Source organism: Archangium sp. (assembly GCF_045802675.1).
Lineage (GTDB): Bacteria > Myxococcota > Myxococcia > Myxococcales > Myxococcaceae > Archangium.
Genome location: NZ_JBJMQO010000135.1, coordinates 25,019 through 44,458 on the forward strand (window position 1 = coordinate 25,019; position 19,440 = coordinate 44,458).

Consider the following 19,440-nt stretch of genomic DNA (forward strand, 5'->3'; position numbering starts at 1 on the left):
GCGGCCTCCCCCTCCGTGGGAGAGGCGGCCCGGGCGTCGTCGTTTGACGTGCCGGGGGCGCGCGCCTACGCGCCGTCCTTGTCGTAGAGGCCGTCCAGCACCGCCTTGAACTTGAGGCTGACGTGCTTGCGCTTCACCTTGAGGCTCGGGGTGAGCTCTCCCGACTCCTGGCTGAAGTCCGCCTCCATCACCGCGAAGCGCTTGAGCGTGCTGTAGGACGGCAGCTCCGCGTTCACCTTGTCGATGACCGCCTGCACCGCGGCGTGGATCTCCGGCCGGCGGCACAGCTCCGAGTAGTTGCCGGGCGTCACGCCCTTGTCGGTGAGCAGCTTGCGCGCGGGCTCCTCGGCCACCGTGACGAGCGCCACCAGGTACTTGCGCTGGTCGCCATGGACCACGGCCTGGCTGACGAGGGGGAACGTCTTGAGCAGGTTCTCGAGGTTCTGCGGCGCCACGTTCTTGCCGCCGGAGGTGACGATGATGTCCTTCTTGCGGTCGGTGATGCGGACGTAGCCGTCCACGTCCACCTCACCGATGTCCCCGCTGTGGAACCACCCGTCGGACTCGAGCACCTCGGCGGTGGCCTCGGGGTTCTTGTAGTAGCCCTTCATCACCCCGGGGCCGCGGATGAGGATTTCGCCGTCGGAGGCGATCTTCACCTCGGAGCCGGGCATGGGCGGGCCCACGCTGCCGATCTTCAACCGGTCCGGCAGGTTGACGGTGGTGGCGGCGGAGGTCTCGGTGAGGCCGTAGCCCTCCAGCACCTTGTAGCCGAGCAGGTCGAAGAACCAGGCGATCTTCGGGGACAGGGGCGCGCCGCCGGAGACGAACAGGCGCAGGTTGCCGCCCAGCTTCGCGTCGAGCTTCGCGCGCACCTTGCTGAACACCAGCTTGCGCGCCAGCGCCAGACCCACCTGGGGAGGCTCGCGGCCCTGGTTGCGCGCCTCCACGTACTCGTCGAAGAGCGCGAAGGCCCAGCGTACCAGCCGGCCCTTCAGCCCGGGCTCGGCGGTGCCATCGGCCACCACCTTGCTGAAGACCTTCTCGAAGACGCGCGGCACCGCCGGGAGGACGGTGGGGTGCGTCTCCATGAGGTTGTCCATCAGCTTCTCGGTGGACTCGGCGAACACCATGCGGAAGCCCATGGCGAGCCACGCGGCCTTCACCACCTGCCCGAAGGAATGCGCGAACGGCAGGAACATCATCACCGAGTCGGAGGGCGTCATCACCCCGATGCCCTTCACCCCGTTGGCCTCGTAGGCCCAGTTGCCGTGGGTGAGCAGCACGCCCTTGGGATCTCCCGTAGTGCCGGAGGTGTAGATGATGCAGCAGACGTCGTCCGGCCCCATGGCGCGCACGCGCTCGTCGAAGGACTCGGGCCGGGCCCCGTGGGCCTCGCGCCCCCGGGCCATGAGGTCCGCGAGCGAGAGCTCCTGCTCCCCCGAGACCGGGCCCTCGAAGAGGACCACCTTGCGCACGCCAGGACACTCGGCGAGCCGCTGGCGCAGGCGGGTGGCGCGCCCGGGCTGCTTGGGCGTCGCCTCGTCATGGTCCACGAAGACGAGCGAGGCCTCGGAGTGGTTGAGGATGTAGCGGGCCTCCTCCGGCGTGTTGGACGCGTAGATGGGGACGGTGATGGCCTGGGCGGCGGAGATGGCCAGATCGCACACCACCCACTGCAGGCTGGTGTCGGCGAAGACGGCCACGCGATCCCCGGGCTTCACCCCCTGGGCGATGAGGCCGGCGGACAGCGCCTTCACGTCCTCGAGGATGCGCCCCCAGGGGACGTCCTCCCAGCGGCCTCCCGTCTTCCAACTCGCCGCCACCTTGGCGGGCGTCTGTGCACGTTGCAGCAGCAACTCGACGAGGTTGCGTGCGGGCGAAGCGGGAGTGGCCAGCGGGGTTTCCACCCTCATTTGAGCTCCTCCTCGATGTCGGCCTGGACCTTCTTCGACAACCCCTGGGCGCGCTGGCCCTCGGCCGGGTCATACGCCACACTGCCTCGAGTCACCTTCATGATGGCCTCCTGTGCCTTCTTCTCCTCGCCATCGGCGAGCAGCGTCTCGGCCAGGAACAGCCAGCCGCGCAGCGACTCGGGGTGCTTGGCGAGAGCTTTCTGGAAGTGAGTGGCGGACTTCTCGAGGTCACGCTTGGGCCCGGGCAGCTCGAAGTAGTCGCGCCCCTTGGCGAGCAGGGGGCCGCCCCGCTCGTACATCCGCTCAATCTTCAGCGAGGCGTCCCCGCGGCGGGCATACAGGCCCTCCCAGGAGGACAGCTCCTCGGGGGTCGCGGCCAGGGCCGGAAGGGCGGCCAGGAAGAAAAGGGCAAGTGAAATCGACCGCATACCGAGCGTGTTAGCACGCGCTTTCCGCCCCCCACAACCCACCGTCCCGCAACGACAGAGGCGGTACCCACAGTGCGTGTTGCACCGGAGTACCGCCCCGTCTGGTAGCGGACATGGAGCCTGTCCCCGAGGTCAGGCGGCGTCGGCGGAGGAAGAGGAGTCCATCTCCTCGTCCTGATTGAAGGCCGCCAGGTAGCGCTCGAGGAAGTTCTTCGTCTTGAGCTCCACCTGCCGCACGCGCTCGCGCGACACGCCCCAGCGCTGGCCCAGCTCCTCCAGCGTGCGCGGCTTGTCCTGCGTGAGCCGCTCCTGGAGGATGTCCCACCCCAGGTCGCCAATGCGCTTGCGCACCTTGGCCAGCGCCTCCTGCACTTCCGTCGTCTGCTCGCGGCCCAGGAACACTTCCTGGGGCGAGGGGCCGCCGTCCTCGAGCCGGTCGAGGAAGGTCGTCTCGCCTTCCTCGTCGATGCTCGCGTCGAGCGAGAAGTCCGTCATGCTGCCGCGCTCGGCCTCACCGCCGCGCACCTGGCTGCGGTTGTCCTTGAGGTAGCGGGTGATGTAGGCGCGGATCCACCACACCGCGTAGGTGGCGAAGCGCACGTTCTTCTTCGGATCGAAGTGCTCGATCGCCTTCATCAGGCCCACGTTGCCTTCCTGGATGAGGTCGTCCAGGCGGGCCCCACGGTTGGCGAACTTCTTCGCCACCGCCACCACGAAGGCCAGATTGCTCGTCGCGAGCGTCTGCCGCGCCGATTCATCACCCTTGCGAGCGCGCCGGGCCAACTCGTACTCCTGCTCTCGGGTCAGCTGCGAATGATCCCCGAGGTGACGCAGGTAGTGCGACAGGCCCTCGGCTCCATACTTCATCGTCCTGTTCGCCATGTGTCGCGTCTCCGTTTCCTTATGTCGGACGCGCTCGCCCCAGTTCCGCGTCCACATCCCTAGGACGCACAACGTGGCGAAGGGTTTCTCATTTCCCTTCCGGGGTATTTCTCCCGCTTACCCTTTCGACAAGCAGGCCCGGGGTGTGTCACGGGGGTGTGTCGGACCCCGGATCCGGGTGGGAAATGACCTTCCGCTCGGAGGAGCGCGCGTGTCCGCGTAGGACTAAGAACGCTTGGGCGCGGGAAAGATTTTCTCGGGATTCAACAAGCCTGAAGGATCGAAGAAGCCCTTCAGACGGCGCTGGAGCTCCAGGACGGGCTCGGATTGCTCGAGTGCCAGATATTCCCGCTTCGCGTGGCCCACGCCGTGCTCGCCCGTGATGGTGCCGCCCATGGAAACGGTGAGCTCCAACATGCGGCGGATGGCCGTCTCCACCAGGGCGCGCTGGTGCGGGCCCTCATAGAGGATGTTGGCGTGCAGGTTGCCGTCGCCCGCGTGGCCATAGGTAGCCACCAGCAGGCCCAGCTCCTCACCCATCTTCTTCAGCGCGAGGATGATGTCGGGAATACGGGACCGGGGTACCGCGATGTCTTCCGAAACCTTGGCCGGCCGGAGGGTGCGCAGGGCCCGGGAAACCTCCCTGCGGGCGGCCCAGAGCTTCTCGCGCTGGGACTCGTCCTGGGCCACGAGCACTTCCCTGGCGCCATGCCGTTCACAAATGTCTCCGAGTTGCGCGAGCTCGGCGAAGAGGCCCTCCTCGATGTTGCCATCCACCTCGGCGATGACGGCCGAGCCGGCGCCGGGCGGGAAGTTGAAGCCCCGGCCGTCCACGGCCTTGAGGGCCACGTCGTCGATGAGCTCCAGGGTGCGCGGGAGGATGCCCGCGGCGAGCACGGCGGTGATGGCCCGCGCGGCGGTGTGCACCGAGTCGAAGACGACGAGCGCCGTCTTCACGTGCCGGGGCTTGGGGATGAGCTGGAGGGTGATTTCGGTGGCCACCCCGAGCGTGCCCTCGGAACCCACGAAGAGGCCCACCAGATCGTAGCCCGCCACGCCCTTGATGGTGCGGCGGCCCACGCGGAGCACCTCGCCGCTCGGCAGCACCCACTCCAGGCCAATGACGTAGTCGCGGGTGACGCCGTACTTGAGCGCCCGGGGGCCTCCGGCGTTCTCCGCCACGTTGCCCCCCATCGTGCAGAACTCCCACGAGTTGGGATCCGGCGGGTAGAAGAGGCCCTGCTCCTCCACCGCCTTCATCAACTCGCCGGTGATGACACCCGGTTGCACCACGGCCGTGAGGTCCTCCACCGACACGGAGAGGATGCGGTTCATCCGCTCCAGGCTCACCGCCACGCCCCCTCGGAGGGTAAGCGAGCCACCGCTCTTCCCGCTGCGCGCCCCGCAGGGCGTGAAGGGCACCCCGAGCGACTGGCAGGTGCGGAACACGGCGGAGACCTGCGCGGTGTTCTCGGGGAACACCACGAGGTCCGGCGGATAGACGCCCGAGTCGGACTCGTCCTTGGAGTAGTCGTGGAGCGTGGACTCGTCGCGGCGCACCTGGCCGGGCGAGAGCACCTCCACCAGCACGGCATGCGCGCGCTCGAGGAGCGAGGGGTCCACTCGGGGGAAGGTCCGCTCCGCGGGCAGGCTCATCGTCTCGTGGCTCCCAGCCGTGCCCACAGCTCGCGGCGCAGGGCTCCGTCCTTGCGCAGCTTGCCCTCGTAGGCCTCGGCGTGCGTGCGGGCGTCGCGCTGCCGGTCTCCCCGGATGCGCAGGCATGCCTGCTCCGCCTCGATGATGCAGGCGGTGGCCGGACTCTTCAGCACGCGCGCCAGCGACGAGGCCACCTCGCGCGCCAGGTCCTCCTGGAGGATGAGCCGGTGCGCGAAGCAGTCCACCAGCGCGCTCAGCCGGCCGAAGCCCACCACCCGCTTCTCCGGCACGTAGGCCACATGCGCCCGGCCCTCGAAGGGCAGCAGGTGGTGCGGGCACATGGACTGGAAGCGCAGGTCCGTCACCACCACCAGCTCTCCGGACGAGCTCGACGGCGCCGGGAACGTCTCGCCCAGCGCCTCCTCGGGCGTGCGGCCGTAGCCATCGAGGAACTCGTCCGCCCAGGCCAAGGCCACCCGCTCCGGCGTGCCCACCAGGTTGGGATCGCTGTTCAACGGCAGCCCCGCCGCGCGCAGGAAGTCCTGGATGGCCACGGCCATGGCGGCCCGATCGGGCTTCGCACCAGCGGGGGCGGGCCGGGACTTCACGCCACGCGAGGCGTCACGCGCAACTCGGGGGTTTCCCACGGATGGAGCTCCTTGCGTCCTTCGAGCCGAGGTACCTCAGGGCGCGCGCAAGCTAGCCGAAGCCGCCACCTGAATCTCGTCCCCGATGACGCGTACAGCGTAGATGCGCACCCGCTCGCCGGGATACGTCGGGCTGTCACCCGTGCGGACGTCGAAGGCCCAGGCGTGGAGGGGACAGTAGAGGAGGCACCCCTCCAGGTCGCCCTCCGACATGGGGCCCCCCCCGTGCGGACAGGCCTGCTGAACGCCATACAACCGTCCGTCGGCCTGGACCAGGGCCACCCACTCCTCCCCTACCCTCACCACCGCCCGGCCCCGCGCGTCCAGGTCCGCCAGACGCGCCACGGGAATGAAGTGCTCATCTGCTTGTCCGTTCATCGTCGTCGTCCAACGCTCCGCCGTGGGCCGCCCGTCCCCGCGTGAATACGTGGGCCGCCACATCGTCGCACCCTTGACACCCCTCCAAGGGATCAGTAGAGCAAATTATTACCATCTTCCTGACCGATGCGACTCCGAGCCCACATCGCTGGACATCTCATCGCCACGCTGCTGGTGGCGCTCTGGGTTGCTCAACCGATCCTCGGCGTCCTGCACGCGCGGGAGCACGTCCACCGCTACTGCCCGACGCACCGCGCCTTCGAGGAGTCCTCGACGAAGGGCGGCACGGCGCTCTCCGCGCAGCTCCTGGACGCGAAGACCTTCGAGAAACTGCCGCCCTCGCCGGGAGGCCCGCTCCGTCATGAGGAGTGCGCCTTCGCCTCGGCCAGCACGCGGCAGGAGCTTCCGGGCCCCGATGGGCAGGCCGTCGTCCAACAGGCCTGCCTCGAGGTGAGCCGCCCGGCCACCGCGCCGCCCCGGTCCCTCTGCTCACTGTCCGTCCTCGATACCGCCCCCAAGGCCTCGCCTCCGGCGCGCGTCTAGCGCCGTCGAAGCGAAGTTCCGGGTCGACGTCCGCCTTCACGCGGGGCGTCCGGTTTCCAGGAGTCCTCTGTGTTCCCCACATCGCGCCGGCTCGCCGGCTCCGTCGTGTTCCTCTCGTTGTGTCTCGCCCTGCCCGCGTCGGCCCAGACCGCACCGGAATCGGGTACGCCTGCCACGCCCTCCACCCCCGGCACGGGCACGCCTCCCGAGGAGACTCCTCCCGCGGGCGTCTCGGCCGAGGACCTGAAGGCCCTCGAGGAGGCCATGGGCAAGGACGCCGCCGCGGCTCAAGCGTCGGGCACCACCTCCGACACCTCGTCCCCGGCGGCCTCCAGCGGGGTGACGCTCAGCCCCTCGAACATCAACATCAAGGGGCTGGACCTCTCCTTCGTCCTGGACGTGGCGGGGGCGGCCTTCAGCTCGAAGGAGCCCCTGCAGACCGGCGGACATGACCCCACCGGGAGCGGCTTCAACTTCCAGCAGCTGGAGATGTCGCTCAACACGGCGGTGGACCCGTACTTCCGCTTCACCGGCAACATCGTCTTCAACCAGTTCGGCGTCGAGGTGGAGGAGGCCTACGCCACCACCACCGCCCTGCCCGCCAACCTCCAGCTGCGCGCCGGGCAGTTCCTCACCCGCTTCGGCCGGCTCAACCCCACGCACCCGCACGCGTGGGACTTCGTGGACCAGCCCTTCGCCCTCGGCCGCGTCTTCGGCGGCGAGGGCAACCGCGGCCTCGGCACCGAGCTCTCCTGGCTCTCCCCGCTGCCCTGGTACCTCGAGGTGGTGGGCTCGGTCACCGACGCCAGCGGCGAGGGCACCGCGCGCAGCTTCCTCGGCTCGGCGGACGGCGGCGTCACCTCACCCTTCGACTTCCAGTTCACCGGCGCGGTGAAGCAGTTCTTCCCGCTGTCGGATGACCTGTCGCTCCTGTGGGGCCTGTCGGCCGCCAACGGGCCCAACCCCACCGGCTACCACAACCGCTCCGACGTGTTCGGCACGGACGTGTACCTCAAGTACCGGCCCGTCTCGGGAGGCAGCCATACGCTGGTGACCCTGCAGGGAGAGCTCTTCTACCGGCGCCGGCAGGTGCCCCAGGACGTGCTCTCCGACCTCAACGGGTACGGCCAGGTCCTCTGGCGCTTCGCCCAACGCTGGGCCGCCGCCGGCCGCTACGAGTTCGGTACCCCGGCCCACAACAGCAACGGCCTCGTCGCGGACGATCCGCTCGACCCCGAGTGGACCGCCAACCGCCAGCGCATCTCCGCCAACGTCACCTTCTGGCCCACCGAGTTCTCCCGCCTGCGCCTGCAGGGCGCCACCGATCTCATCGGCTGGCGCGACCGCCCGGACTACTCGGTCTTCCTCGCACTCGAAGTGGTGATGGGCGCTCACGGCGCTCACGCCTTCTGAACCTCTTTCGCTCCGGAGTCTTCCATGAGCCTCTTCAAGTTCCTCGCGCCCCTGAGCGCCGCCCTCTGCGTCCTCCTCGCCCTCCCCGCCCACGCCGACCTGAAGGTCGTGACCACCGTGCCGGACCTCGCGGCCATCGCCAAGGCGGTGGGCGGCGACCACGTGCAGGTCACCTCGCTGTCGGTGCCCACGCAGGACCCCCACTTCGTGGACGCCAAGCCCAACCTGGCCCTCGACCTCAACCGCGCGGACCTGCTGCTCGCCATCGGCCTGCAGCTGGAGATCGGCTGGCTGCCCACGCTCCAGAACGGCGCTCGCAACGCGCGCATCCTCTCCGGTAGCCCCGGCTACGTGGAGGTGTCCCAGTTCGTCCACACGCTGGAGTCGCCCGCCACGCCCGTGGACCGCAGCCAGGGCGACGTGCACCCGGGCGGCAACCCCCACTTCCTCTATGACCCGCGCGCGGGCATCGCCGTGGCCAAGGGCCTCGCCGACCGCATGAGCTCGCTGGATGCGAAGAACGCGGACGCCTACCGCGCCAACCTCGCGAAGTTCACCGACGAGTTGCAGAAGGCCATCCCCGGCTGGCAGCAGCGCCTGGCCGGGATGAAGGGCGCGCCCGTCGTCGCCTACCACAAGACGACCGCGTACCTGTCCGACTGGCTGGGCCTCGACACCATCGCCTACCTCGAGCCCAAGCCGGGCATTCCTCCCAACCCCGCCCACGTGGCCCAGGTGCTCGGGCTGGCGCGCCAGAAGAAGGCCCGGATGATCCTCCAGGAGGACTACTACCCGTCCTCCACCGGCACCCAGCTGTCCAATCTCATTCCCGCGCCGCTCGTCGTCCTCCCCGGCGGCACCGACTTCCGCGCCGGGAAGACATACCTCCAGCACATCGAGGACCTCGTCACGCGCCTCGAGAACGGCCTGAAGGGCAAGGGGACCTGAGCCATGCGCCAACCCCTCCTCTTGCTGTGCGGACTCGCGCTCGGAGGCTGCGCGTGGGAGCCCGGCCAGGGCTTCGCGGTGGTGGAGCCCACCGTGCACACCGCCTACGAGCCGCTCTCCGACCGGGCCGCCGATAACGACTACCAGCGGCTGGCCTCGGACTATCAGGTGCGCGTGGAATCGGCCTCGCTGCGGCTGTCCAGCATCGAGCTGCTCGCCAGCGCGGGCGGTGGCGGTGGCTCCAACCTGGTGGTGACGCTCCCCGTGGGCGAGCCTTTCAACCTCCTGGCCTCGGAGCCACGCGCTGTGGGCTGCGAGCCCGGGTGCGCACTGCCCGAAACGCAGGTGTCCCAGGGCCGCTGGGGCGTCCAGTCGCTGCACTTCGAGGGCACCGTGCGCGACAGCCGCGCCACGCCGCGCTTCTCCGGTGAGCGCCGCTTCAAGCTGGACCTCACGACGGCGGACGGCGACGAGCCGGTGGCGGTGCTCGACGGCGCGGTGGACCTGCCGTCGGACCGCTCGACTCCGCCCCAGGCGAAGCTGGACCTGGACCTGGCGCTGACGGCCGCGCTCTTCGATGCCGTGGACTGGAGCACGCTGACCCAGGACGGGAGCGGCGTGGTGAACATCAACGGCATGGCCAACCCCGAGGCGCGCAAGGTGCTGCTCGAGCAACTGGCCCGTTTCACACCCGAGGCGGAGGTGACCCGTGGCAACCGGTGAGGAGGCTTCGACGCAAGCGGCGTCGCAGCCCACGACGCACCCGCACCAGGAGGACCTGCTCCTGTGCTGCGAGAACCTGGTCATCGGCTACCAGGGCCAGCCGCTGCTGCCGCCCATCAACCTCCAGGTGCGCCGAGGCACCTTCCTGGCCGTCATCGGCCGGAACGGCTCGGGCAAGAGCACGTGGTTCAAGACGCTGCTGGGCCTGCAGCCCCCGGTGTCCGGCCGCGTGTTCCGCGCGGGCGAGCACGTGAAGAGCGCGTATGTGCCGCAGACCTCCGGCATCGACTCGCTGCTGCCGGTGCGCGCGCGCGAGCTGGTGCACTGGGGCCGGCTGTCCGGGTGGAACTTCCTCAAGCCCTTCTCCACGCACAAGGACCGGGTGGCGGTGGAGTCGGCGCTGCAGTCCGCCGGAGCGGGCCCCATCGCCAACCGCCCCTACCGCGAGCTGTCCGAGGGCCAGAAGCAGCGCGCCCTGCTCGCGCGGGTGCTGGCCACCGAGGCGGACCTGGTGCTGCTCGACGAGCCCACCGCCGCCATGGACGCCGTGGCCGAGCGCGAGACGATGAAGCGTCTGGCGGAGCTGGCCCGCGCGAAGAGCCTCGCGGTGGTGGTGGTGAGCCACGACCTGCGCGTGGCCGCCGAGTTCGCCGACCAGCTGCTCTTCGTGGACAAGGAAGCACCGGCCGTGGTCCTCGGGGACGCGAACACGGTCTTCTGCCATCCCGCCTTCCGCCACCAGTACGGTGACGACTACTGCCCCAGCCCCACCCCGACAGGACACCCTCGTGGACCCGCAGCTGGTTGAGACGACCTCTTCCTGGACCCAGTTCTGGGACGCCTATGAGCTGTTCCGGGATCCCATGCTGTGCGCCCTCATCGCCGGGGGCGTGCTGGGATTCCTCAGCGTGTACGTGGTGCTGCGGCGCATGGTGTTCGTCAGCGCCGCGGTGACGCAATCGGCCGGCCTGGGCGTCGCGCTGGCCTTCTTCACCGAAATCCACCTGGGCCTGCACGTGGCGCCCACCCTGGGCGCGGTGCTCATGGCGCTGCTGGCCACGCTGCTCCTGATGCTGGAGCCCACCCGGCTGCGGCTCACCCGCGAGAGCATGCTCGGCCTGGCCTATGCGCTCACCGGCGGCGCGGCCATCCTCGTGGGAGACCGCATCTCGCAGGAGGCCCACGACGTCGAGGCCATCCTCTTCGGCACGGCGGTGCTGGTGGAGCGCGAGCAGCTCCTCGCGGTGGCCGTGTCGGGGGCCCTCATCCTCGTGCTCCACCTGTGGTGGTTCCGCGGCCTCACCTTCGCCAGCTTCGACCGCACCGGGGCCATGGTGCAGGGGCTGCCGGTGCGAGCGCTCGACTCGGTGCTGATGATCTCCATCGGGTTGATGGTGGGCGTGTCGGCGCGGGCGCTCGGCGCGCTGCCGGTGTTCGCCTTCTCCACCCTGTCCGCGATCGCCGCGCTGATGCTCGACCTGCGGCTGCCGTGGACCTTCCTGCTGGCCACCGTCACGGGAGCCGTGGCCGGATTGGGCGGCTACCTCTTCGCCTACTTCTACAACTTCCCCGTGGGCGGCTCGCAGACGGTGTGCGCGGGAATGCTCGTGGTGCTGGCGTTCCTCGCGCGTGGGGTGAAACAGCTCTTCACGCGCGGGGCTCGCTGAGAGGGCCTAACGGACGGCGGCGGAGACCTTCTTGAACTCGGGTGTGCCCGCGCACCCGAGCAGGTCGAACAGCGCGGTCTCCACCGTGATGATGTGGGCCCCCGCCTCGCGGCACAGCTCCAGGCCCACGCGCCGGTCCTCCGCGTGACGCGACATCACCGCGTCCGCGCACAGGAACGGGGTGTAGCCCTTCTCCGTCAGGTCGCGCACCGTCTGGAAGACACAGACATGCGTCTCCATGCCCACGAGCAGCACCTGCTTGCGAGCACCGAGCCTCGCGGTCACGTCCGGCACGCAGGCGCTGAACTCGAGCTTCTCCACGGCGGAGTAGTTGCCCAGCCGCATCTTCACCAGCGAGTGCGTGGACCCCAGACCCTTGGGGTACTGCTCGGTGACGAGCACGGGCAGCTCGAGCGCCTTGGCGCCCTCGATGGCGGCGTTGGTGCGGTTGATCATCCGGTCGAGCCCGTCGCGATCCATGGCGGCGCACAGGCGCTCCTGGATGTCGATCACGAGCAGCGCGGTCTGGTCTCTCTTGAGGTGGAAGGAAGGCATGAGGGGGATTGTCCGAAGCCACGCGGACGCGTCAAGCACGCCGCGTGGGAGATTGACGCCCCCCCAACGCGTGTCCAATCTCGGAGGTATGAAGGGACACGCCCGCAACCTGATGACCGCGCCGGTGAAGTCCGTCTCCCCCGAAACTCCGCTCTCGGAGATCGCCCTGCTCTTCGCCGAGGCACACATCGGCGGCGTGCCGGTGACGAGCTCCGAGGGGCGCGTGCTGGGGATGATCAGCCAGGACGACATCATGAGCGCCCTGCTGGCGGGCCGCTCGCTGCACACCCGCGCGGACGAGGTGATGACGTCGCCCGTGCACACCGTGGACGAGTTCGACCTCACCGACGAGGTGATGCAGCTCTTCCGTAAGCACCGCATCCACCACCTGCCCGTGGTGCGCGAGCAGCGGCTGCTGGGGATCATCACCCCCGCGGACGTCATCCGCTTCCTCGCGCAGGACATCGACGAGCCGCCGCGGGTGGGCTGAGAGGCAAGACAGCGAGGGTCGCCTGCGGTATGCGGGAGCGCGATGAGCACCCCCCTGCAACTGGATGACTGGGGTGGCACCGGCCCGGTGCTGCACCTCGCGCACGCCAACGGCTTTCCCCCGGGCACCTACCGCAAGCTCATCGAGCTCCTGAAGCCGCGCTACCACGTCTTCACCCTGCGCGGCCGCTGGCTCGTGCCGGGCACGGACCCCCGCTCGATGCGGAACTGGGACGACCTGGCCGACGATCTGGCCCAGGCCCTGCGCGCACGAGGGCTCGAGGGCGTGGTCGGCGTGGGCCACAGCATGGGCGGCGTGGCGACGCTGCTCGCCTCGGTGAAGCACCCGGGGCTCTTCCGGGCCGTGGTGGCGTTGGATCCGGTGCTGTTCACGGGCTCGCGCGCGCTGCTCATCCAGGCACTGGGCCTGCTCGGAATGCGGCACCGGATTCCCCCCGCGAGCCTGGCCCGGCGCCGCCGCGAGCACTGGGGCTCCCGCGAGGAGGCCGCCACGAGCTACCGCAAGAAGGCGCTCTTCCTGCACTTCGATCCCGAGTGCTTCCAGGACTACATCACCCACGGCCTGACCGAGGCGCCCGAAGGTGGCTTCCGGCTCAGCATCCCCACGGCCTGGGAGGCCCGCGTCTTCGAGACCTCTCCGCACGGAGTGTGGCGGAAGCTGCGCTCGGTGGCGGTGCCGTCGCTCGTGGTGCGCGGGAGCGACTCGGACACGCTCCTGCCCCCGGCGCTGGAGCGCGTGAAGCGCACGCTCCCCGGCGTCCGCGCAGAGGAGCAGCCCGGCACCCACCTCTTCCCGCTGGAGCACCCGGAGGAGTGCGCGCGGCGCATCCTCACGTTCCCCGACACGGTGCCCGGTCACACCTCGAATCAGACGGCGTAGCCCATGGCGCCCGCCTTCACCGGCGCGTCCGGGTCGAGCATCACGTTGACGCACGCCACGGTGCCGCTGGCCAGGGCGCGCTCGAGCGCGGGGCGGATCTGTGCCGGCTCCGTCACGAGCTCACCGTGGCCGCCGAACGCCTCGACGATCTTGTCGTAGCGGGTGGGCGCCAGGAGCGTGGCCGGCGACTTGTCCTCGCCGAACATCTGCACCTGGGGAAGACGGATCTGCCCCCAGGCGGCGTCGTTGCCCACCACGCACACCATGGGCAGCTTGAAGCGCACCGCCGTCTCGTAGTCCATGCCGTTGAGGCCGAACGAGCCATCGCCCTGGATGATCCAATGCGTGCGCTCGGGGTGCAGCACCTTGGACGCGAGCGCGAACGGCGCCCCCACGCCGAGGCACCCGAGCGGGCCTGGATCCAACCACCGGCCCGGCCGCCGCAATTCAATCACCTTGGCGGCCATCGCCACCCAGTTGCCGCCATCGGCGATGAACACGGGATCCTGCCCTGGCCCGTTGGCCACGTCCGACATCTCCTTCGCCAGCCGGTAGTGGTGGATGGGCACACCGTCGTCCTTCGTCCACTGCTCCAGGTCGCGCAGCTTCTTCTGCTCGCGCTCGCGCAGTCGCGAGAGGAACGCGTCACGCTTGCCCCGGGGCGCCGCGTCCGCGAAGGCGGTGAGCGCGCTGTAGCTGTCCGCGATGATGCCCACGTCCACCACGCGGTTGCGCCCCACCTCGACGGGGTCGATGTCCACCTGGACGATCTTCGACTCGGCGCTGAAGGTGGGCTCGGCGCCGTAGTTGAGCCGGAAGTCGAAGGGCGTGCCGATGACGAACACCAGGTCCGCCCCGCTCAGCGCGTCCTTGCGCGTGTGCTGGAAGAAGAGCGGATGGTTCGCCGGCAGGCAGCCGCGGCCCGCGCCGTTGAGGTACACGGGCACCTGCGCCGTCTCCGCGAAGCGCCGCAGCGAGTCCCACGCCCCATCCCAATACACCGACGAGCCCGCGATGATGGCGGGGCGCTCGGCGGTCTTCAGCAGCGCCATCGCCTCGTCCACCATGCGCGGGTCGGGCGCCTGCCGCGCGTCCGTACGGTAGCTCCGAGGGATTTGCACGGCGTCCTCGTCCACGCCGTTGCAGAGCACGTCCCAGGCGAGCTCCAGGAATACCGGCCCGGGCCGCCCGGAGAGCGCCACGCGGAAGGCCTTGGCCAGGTAGGCCGGCACCAGCTCGGGCGTGGGGATGCGATCCGACCACTTGGAGATGCGGTGGAAGAGGTCCACCTGCTCCATCTCCTGCAGCGAGCCGCGGCTCTGGTTGAAGATGGGGGCCGCGCCACCCAGCAGAATCATGGGTGAGCTGGCCGCGTACGCATTGGCCACGCCGGTGAGCGCATCCGTCACGCCGGGGCCCGCCGTCACCACCGCCACGCCCACGCCCCGAGTCACCCGGGCATACGCATCCGCCGCATGGGCGGCCGCCTGCTCGTGGCGGGTGTCGATGATGTGGATGCCCTCCTCCACGCAGCCCGCGTAGATGGGGGCCACGTGCAGCCCCGAGAGGGTGAAGATGTGCCGGACGCCCTCCTTCTTCAGCATCCGTCCGACGAGCTGTCCTCCGGTGACCATGCCCATGCGGTGCTTCCTCCCTGTCTTCGGAGTAACCGGAACCTCGGAAGTCGGGCCATCATCCTCGAATCGAGCCGCCCTGGAAGGCCCTGGATGCCCGGCCGCCCCCTGGACCGGCGCGACAATCCCCTCTCCGTCATGTCGAAGACGCTCCCCCGAGGCCCCCAGCCGGGTTAGGAAGGGCGCGTGAGCCAAGAGGGATCCCCCGTGCAAGAACTCCTGGAAGTGCTGCGGCGTCAGGCCGTCCATTTCGGACCCGAGCTGGCGCGTACCGCCTACGCGCGAGGCCTGGCCGTCACCCAGAAGGACGGCTCCACCCGGCCCATCCCCGTCACCGCCACCCCCGTCATCCTCGACGCGGCGGAGATCCGCCAGCGCGCCACGCTCTCCGCGCACCTGGCCTCGGCCACGGTGAAGATGACGCAGGCGGCGCTCGCCGGAGACAAGCGCGAGCTGGTGCTCGGCGGCCTCTCCCCGCTGGAGCGCGAGCTCACCGAGCGCACCTTCACCAACGTGAAGCGGCTGGCCACCACGCGGGTGGACTACTTCGTGGACTCGAAGCCGCGCGCGCTGGAGCTCAACGCCACCATTCCGGCCATGCAGGGCTACTCGGACATCGCCGCGCGCACCTTCATCGAGGTGGTGGCCCGGCACTTCCGCTACCCCGAGAAGGCCCTCTACGCGGTCATCTCCGCCAACGGCAGCAACGCGCTCGCGCTCTACCGCGCCCTGCTGGATGGCTATGCGGCGGAGCGCGACGGCCAGACGCCCAACACCGTGGCCCTGCTCTGCCGCCGCAATGACGCGCAAATCACCGAGCAGCGCTACCTGTGCGAGCGCTTCCGTGAGTTCGGCGCGGACGCGGACGTCATCCACCCGGACGAGGTCTCCGGCGACGAGTACTTCGAGGCGCGCGGCAAGCGCTACGACCTGGTGTACCGGCACCTCTTCGTGCGGCGGCTGGAGGAGACGCCGGCGCCGTGGATGTCGGACTTCTTCGGCACGGTGCCCGGGCGCAAGGCGGTGCTGCTCAACCCGCCCGTGTCTCCGGTGGAGGTGAAGACGACGTTCGCCCTGCTCTCCCAGTCGCTGGTGGAGCCCGAGCTCGCGCAGGCCGCGGGCCTGACGCCCGAGGAGCTGGAGGCGGTGCGCGACTCGGTGCCCTGGACGCGGCCCTTCCGGCACGGCGCGGGCGTGGGTCCGGATGGCGAGCGCGTGGACGACCTGGTCGCGCGCGTGGCCGCCGAGCCCCGCCGCTTCGTCCTCAAGCGGGCGTGGGACTACGGAGGCCGGGCGGTGTACCTCGGCCGCTCGGTGGGCACTCCGGCGTTCGAGGAGCGGGCGCGCGCCGCCTACGGCATGGTGCCCACCTGGGCGGAGCTGTGCGAGCGGGCGGCCACGGACCCGGCCGGAGGTGGCTTCGTGGTGCAGGAGGTGGTGGAGACCACCCCCGAGGAGCACCTGCTGTGCGAGGAGAGCGGCCTGACGAGCCTGCGCCTGCACGTGGACTACTCGGCGTATGCCTCGGTGGGACTGGCGAAGCAGCCGGCCTGGGGGGGCGTGTGCCGGGGCTCCACCTCGGAGATCGTGAACATCGTGGGAGGGGGCGGCGTGCTGCCCCTCATCACCACCGAGGTCGCCCAGAAGCTGCTGATGGCCTGGAAGGCGCTCTAATCCCGGGTGGCGGACAGCCGGGAAGGGAAGCCGCACATGGCGGTTGTAGGCGCGTTATAAAGCTCGCGTCGGGCGGGAGGACCCGCCCGGGTGCAAGGAAAGGAAGCAGGATTCATGGCTTGGGAAACTCCCGGTTGGCAGACGGCTCGCGCCGAGGTGAATGACGTCCTCGTGCAGGAGTCCCAGCGCGCCTTCATGTCGCGCGTGTACGGCTGGATGTTCGCCGGGCTCTCCATTACGGGCCTGGTGGCGCTCTTCACCGCGGCCTCTCCGCAGCTGATGCAGACGGTGCTCAACGTGCGTTGGGTGCTGTTCATCGCGCAGCTCGGCCTGGTGTTCGCCCTGTCGGGCATGGCCACGCGGCTGTCCGGCGCGGTGGCTGGAGCGCTCTTCGTCGCGTACTCGGCGCTCACCGGACTCACCTTCTCGGTGCTCTTCCACGTCTTCACGGCGGCTTCCATCGGCAGCGCCTTCATGATGACGGCGGGCACCTTCGGGGCGATGAGCGCCTTCGCCACGTTCACCAAGAAGAACCTCAGCGGCTGGTCCACGTTCCTCTTCATGGGCCTCATCGGCGTGGTCATCGCCAGCGTGGTGCAGCTCTTCGTGCACAGCTCGGCGCTGTCCTTCGTCACCGCGTGCGCCAGCGTCGTCGTCTTCGCGGGCCTCACCGCGTATGACACCCAGAAGCTGCGCGAGATGCACGCCGCCTCGGGTTACAGCTCGGCCGCCACGGTGAGCATCGTCGGCGCGCTGTCGCTGTACCTGGACTTCATCAACCTCTTCCTCGCCCTGCTGCGCCTCTTCGGCGATCGCCGCCGCTAACCGGCGCATACGGCTCGGATGAGTCACGGGCGGTGGGTTCCCTCGGGGCCCACCGCCTTTTTCATGCCCGCTCGAGAGCTCCGGCCCGCGCCTACTCCTCGGCCTTCTTGCGCGAGAACGGCATCAGCAGCCGCTCCACGGGGCGGCCTCCCACGAGGTGCTCGTCCACGATGGCGGGCACGTCCTCGGGCTTCACCCCGCCGTACCAGGTGCCCTCGGGGTAGACGACCACCGACACGCCGAACGCGCACGTATCCAGGCACCCGGCGGCGTTGGCCCTCATCTGCCCCTTGAGGCCCCGCTTCTCCAGCTCCTCCTTGAAGGCGGCGCGGATCTCCTCGGCCCCCTTGGTGGCGCAACAGCCCTTGGGGTGCCCATCCGGGCGACGGTTGGTACAGACGAATACGTGACGCTTGAAGGGGGGCATGTCGGCCTCCTAACGCGCCCTTCGTCCAAAAGCGACTATCCCGCCCGGGTGCCTCCTGCCCCTTTCTTGCCTGGGACCCTAGGCGGCCGGACGATTCGTGCACAGACTCTCAGCAAACATCCGCTAGTGATCATCGACCTTTCCGCAGGAGTGACGCTACATGACTCGTCACCCATTGAAGCTCCACTTCACAGAGGGCTGTTCAAGAGAGTTGATCGCCAGCCGAGCAGGCTTTAGATCGGCACCCCCGGCGCGGCTCGGCACCGCGGTGGGCGTTCCGGATGTGGACCGTTGGCTCGGTCACACTCCCCTATCTGTAGGTGGTGCACTGATGACGGGCACAAGATCTGGGGGACAGAGAACCTTGACGAGCCCGGAACGAAGATCGTACCTTTGCCTACCTGCCTGCTGGACGGACGAGCAGGCGAAATCCCAAAAATTGAGATTTTGACCCCTCGCCACGCACCTCCTCCCACCCAGGGGGAGACGTGTCGAATCGAGATCACTCGATCCCGAGAGATCTCGCGGGCTTGGCTTTTTGCAAATTTTGCATTCACACGCTGAGTGAGAGCAGTGGGAGGGACCATGGAGCACGACCTGAGCGCCACGGCAGCAGTTCTGGACGGCAAGGAGACGGCGGCGGGACTGAGGGCGAGAGTCCCCGGCGGCGGCCTGACGGTGGAGCGTTTCTTCACGACGCCCGGGGTGGATCCCGCTGACGAGCTCGCGTGGGAGCTGCGCACGGCGTCCATCTCCGGCGAGGACGGCAAGTCCGTCTTCGAGCAGAAGAACATCGAAGTGCCCAAGTCCTGGTCCATGCTGGCCACCAACGTGGTGGCCTCGAAGTACTTCCGGGGCACGCCCGGCACCCCCGAGCGCGAGACGAGCGTGCGCCGGCTGGTGGGCCGGGTGGTGGACACCCTTACGCGCTGGGGCGCCGAGGGCGGCTACTTCGCCACGGCGACGGACCGCGACACGTTCCACGCCGAGCTCACCCACCTGCTGCTGCGCCAGAAGGCGGCCTTCAACTCGCCGGTCTGGTTCAACGTGGGCGTGGAGGAGCACCCGCAGTGCTCGGCGTGCTTCATCAACTCGGTGGGCGACTCCATGGAGTCCATCCTCGGGCTGGCGAAGACGGAGGGCATGCTCTTCAAGTACGGCTCGGGCACGGGCAGCAACCTGTCCACGCTGCGCTCGAGCAAGGAGCTGCTGGCGGGCGGCGGCACCGCGTCCGGCCCGGTCTCCTTCATGAAGGGCTTCGACGCCTTCGCCGGCGTCATCAAGAGCGGCGGCAAGACGCGCCGCGCGGCGAAGATGGTCATCCTCAACGCGGACCATCCGGACGTGCTGGACTTCATCCGCTGCAAGGCCACCGAGGAGAAGAAGGCCTGGGCGCTCATCGAGGCCGGGTATGATCCGAGCTTCAACGGCGAGGCGTACTCGTCGGTGTTCTTCCAGAACTCGAACAACTCGGTGCGCGTGACGGACGAGTTCATGCGCGCGGTGGTGAACGACAGCGCGTGGACGACGCGCGCGGTGCGCGACGGGCGTCCCATGGACACCTACAAGGCGCGCGAGCTGTTCCGGGAGATTTCGGAGGCGGCGCACCTGTGCGGTGACCCGGGCCTGCAGTTCGACAGCACCATCAACACCTGGCACACCTGCTCGAACACGGACCGCATCAACGCGTCCAACCCGTGCTCCGAGTACATGTTCCTCGACGACTCGGCCTGC

19 protein-coding genes and 1 pseudogene are annotated in these 19,440 nt (G+C 69.2%); 11 read left to right on the plus strand and 9 right to left on the minus strand.

Annotated features, from left to right (window positions below; translation table 11 throughout):
• Nucleotides 1–65 precede the first annotated feature (65 nt).
• From ACJ8AN_RS37455 to ACJ8AN_RS37480, 6 genes are all read right to left on the minus strand, one after another.
• Entirely contained in the window at nucleotides 66–1,916 is a 1,851-nt protein-coding gene (locus tag ACJ8AN_RS37455) for an AMP-dependent synthetase/ligase (RefSeq protein WP_407760397.1), read from the minus strand.
• Nucleotides 1,913–2,344, minus strand: coding sequence for a hypothetical protein (locus ACJ8AN_RS37460; RefSeq protein ID WP_407760398.1), 432 nt, complete (start codon nucleotides 2,342–2,344; stop codon nucleotides 1,913–1,915). Before ACJ8AN_RS37460 ends, ACJ8AN_RS37455 begins: the two co-directional genes overlap by 4 nt.
• A 132-nt stretch (nucleotides 2,345–2,476) precedes the next feature.
• The gene (locus tag ACJ8AN_RS37465; RefSeq protein WP_407760399.1) at nucleotides 2,477–3,226 is read right to left on the minus strand and encodes an RNA polymerase sigma factor RpoD/SigA; all 750 of its coding nucleotides are present in this window, start codon (nucleotides 3,224–3,226) and stop codon (nucleotides 2,477–2,479) included.
• Nucleotides 3,227–3,451: 225 nt separating this feature from the next.
• Complete coding sequence (locus tag ACJ8AN_RS37470) at nucleotides 3,452–4,882, minus strand: FAD-binding oxidoreductase (protein WP_407760400.1); 1,431 nt, start codon at nucleotides 4,880–4,882, stop codon at nucleotides 3,452–3,454.
• Nucleotides 4,879–5,442 (minus strand): GTP cyclohydrolase I, encoded by a 564-nt coding sequence (gene folE, locus ACJ8AN_RS37475; protein WP_407760415.1) that lies wholly within the window; start codon nucleotides 5,440–5,442, stop codon nucleotides 4,879–4,881. Before folE ends, ACJ8AN_RS37470 begins: the two co-directional genes overlap by 4 nt.
• A gap of 123 nt (nucleotides 5,443–5,565) precedes the next feature.
• Nucleotides 5,566–5,907, minus strand: a complete 342-nt coding sequence (locus ACJ8AN_RS37480) for a Rieske (2Fe-2S) protein (RefSeq protein ID WP_407760401.1) — start codon at nucleotides 5,905–5,907, stop codon at nucleotides 5,566–5,568.
• 126 nt (nucleotides 5,908–6,033) lie between these two features.
• On the opposite strand from ACJ8AN_RS37480, the gene ACJ8AN_RS37485 reads away from it, so the two are divergent.
• The 6 genes from ACJ8AN_RS37485 to ACJ8AN_RS37510 all read left to right on the plus strand — a co-directional run bounded on the left by ACJ8AN_RS37485 (nucleotide 6,034) and on the right by ACJ8AN_RS37510 (nucleotide 11,201).
• Nucleotides 6,034–6,450, plus strand: a complete 417-nt coding sequence (locus ACJ8AN_RS37485; RefSeq protein WP_407760402.1) for a hypothetical protein — start codon at nucleotides 6,034–6,036, stop codon at nucleotides 6,448–6,450.
• 69 nt (nucleotides 6,451–6,519) lie between these two features.
• Complete coding sequence (locus ACJ8AN_RS37490; protein ID WP_407760403.1) at nucleotides 6,520–7,863, plus strand: zinc-regulated TonB-dependent outer membrane receptor; 1,344 nt, start codon at nucleotides 6,520–6,522, stop codon at nucleotides 7,861–7,863.
• Between the two features lie 24 nt (nucleotides 7,864–7,887).
• Entirely contained in the window at nucleotides 7,888–8,811 is a 924-nt protein-coding gene (locus tag ACJ8AN_RS37495; protein WP_407760404.1) for a metal ABC transporter substrate-binding protein, read from the plus strand.
• A 3-nt stretch (nucleotides 8,812–8,814) separates the two neighbouring features.
• Nucleotides 8,815–9,534 (plus strand): hypothetical protein, encoded by a 720-nt coding sequence (locus tag ACJ8AN_RS37500; RefSeq protein ID WP_407760405.1) that lies wholly within the window; start codon nucleotides 8,815–8,817, stop codon nucleotides 9,532–9,534.
• On the plus strand, nucleotides 9,521–10,342 hold the full coding sequence (locus ACJ8AN_RS37505; protein ID WP_407760406.1) for a metal ABC transporter ATP-binding protein: 822 nt from the start codon (nucleotides 9,521–9,523) through the stop codon (nucleotides 10,340–10,342). Before ACJ8AN_RS37500 ends, ACJ8AN_RS37505 begins: the two co-directional genes overlap by 14 nt.
• On the plus strand, nucleotides 10,323–11,201 hold the full coding sequence (locus tag ACJ8AN_RS37510; RefSeq protein WP_407760407.1) for a metal ABC transporter permease: 879 nt from the start codon (nucleotides 10,323–10,325) through the stop codon (nucleotides 11,199–11,201). Before ACJ8AN_RS37505 ends, ACJ8AN_RS37510 begins: the two co-directional genes overlap by 20 nt.
• A 6-nt stretch (nucleotides 11,202–11,207) precedes the next feature.
• Here ACJ8AN_RS37510 and ACJ8AN_RS37515 read toward each other — a convergent pair whose 3' ends face one another.
• On the minus strand, nucleotides 11,208–11,756 hold the full coding sequence (locus tag ACJ8AN_RS37515; protein ID WP_407760408.1) for an isochorismatase family protein: 549 nt from the start codon (nucleotides 11,754–11,756) through the stop codon (nucleotides 11,208–11,210).
• Between the two features lie 88 nt (nucleotides 11,757–11,844).
• Between ACJ8AN_RS37515 and ACJ8AN_RS37520 the strand changes: the two genes are divergently transcribed.
• Together ACJ8AN_RS37520 and ACJ8AN_RS37525 are read left to right on the plus strand one after the other, a co-directional pair.
• Complete coding sequence (locus tag ACJ8AN_RS37520) at nucleotides 11,845–12,246, plus strand: cyclic nucleotide-binding/CBS domain-containing protein (RefSeq protein ID WP_407760409.1); 402 nt, start codon at nucleotides 11,845–11,847, stop codon at nucleotides 12,244–12,246.
• A 42-nt stretch (nucleotides 12,247–12,288) separates the two neighbouring features.
• Nucleotides 12,289–13,146 (plus strand): alpha/beta fold hydrolase, encoded by an 858-nt coding sequence (locus ACJ8AN_RS37525; protein ID WP_407760410.1) that lies wholly within the window; start codon nucleotides 12,289–12,291, stop codon nucleotides 13,144–13,146.
• Here the strand turns inward: ACJ8AN_RS37525 and ACJ8AN_RS37530 are convergent.
• Nucleotides 13,134–14,786 (minus strand): thiamine pyrophosphate-binding protein, encoded by a 1,653-nt coding sequence (locus ACJ8AN_RS37530; protein WP_407760411.1) that lies wholly within the window; start codon nucleotides 14,784–14,786, stop codon nucleotides 13,134–13,136. The two genes, ACJ8AN_RS37525 and ACJ8AN_RS37530, sit on opposite strands and share 13 nt — an antisense overlap.
• Nucleotides 14,787–14,987: 201 nt before the next feature.
• Here ACJ8AN_RS37530 and ACJ8AN_RS37535 point away from each other — a divergent pair, with 201 nt between their 5' ends.
• Together ACJ8AN_RS37535 and ACJ8AN_RS37540 are read left to right on the plus strand one after the other, a co-directional pair.
• Nucleotides 14,988–16,454 carry a hypothetical protein gene (locus ACJ8AN_RS37535; RefSeq protein WP_407760412.1) on the plus strand — a complete coding sequence of 489 codons (1,467 nt, stop codon included), beginning with the start codon at nucleotides 14,988–14,990 and terminating at the stop codon, nucleotides 16,452–16,454.
• Nucleotides 16,455–16,568: 114 nt separating this feature from the next.
• Nucleotides 16,569–17,279, plus strand: coding sequence for a Bax inhibitor-1/YccA family protein (locus ACJ8AN_RS37540; protein WP_407760413.1), 711 nt, complete (start codon nucleotides 16,569–16,571; stop codon nucleotides 17,277–17,279).
• Nucleotides 17,280–17,370: 91 nt separating this feature from the next.
• Here ACJ8AN_RS37540 and ACJ8AN_RS37545 read toward each other — a convergent pair whose 3' ends face one another.
• Nucleotides 17,371–17,706: a (2Fe-2S) ferredoxin domain-containing protein gene (locus tag ACJ8AN_RS37545; protein WP_407760414.1), complete on the minus strand. Its 336-nt coding sequence runs from the start codon at nucleotides 17,704–17,706 to the stop codon at nucleotides 17,371–17,373.
• A 585-nt stretch (nucleotides 17,707–18,291) separates the two neighbouring features.
• On the opposite strand from ACJ8AN_RS37545, the pseudogene ACJ8AN_RS37550 reads away from it, so the two are divergent.
• Nucleotides 18,292–19,440 (plus strand): annotated as a pseudogene (locus tag ACJ8AN_RS37550) (vitamin B12-dependent ribonucleotide reductase); the annotation flags it as partial.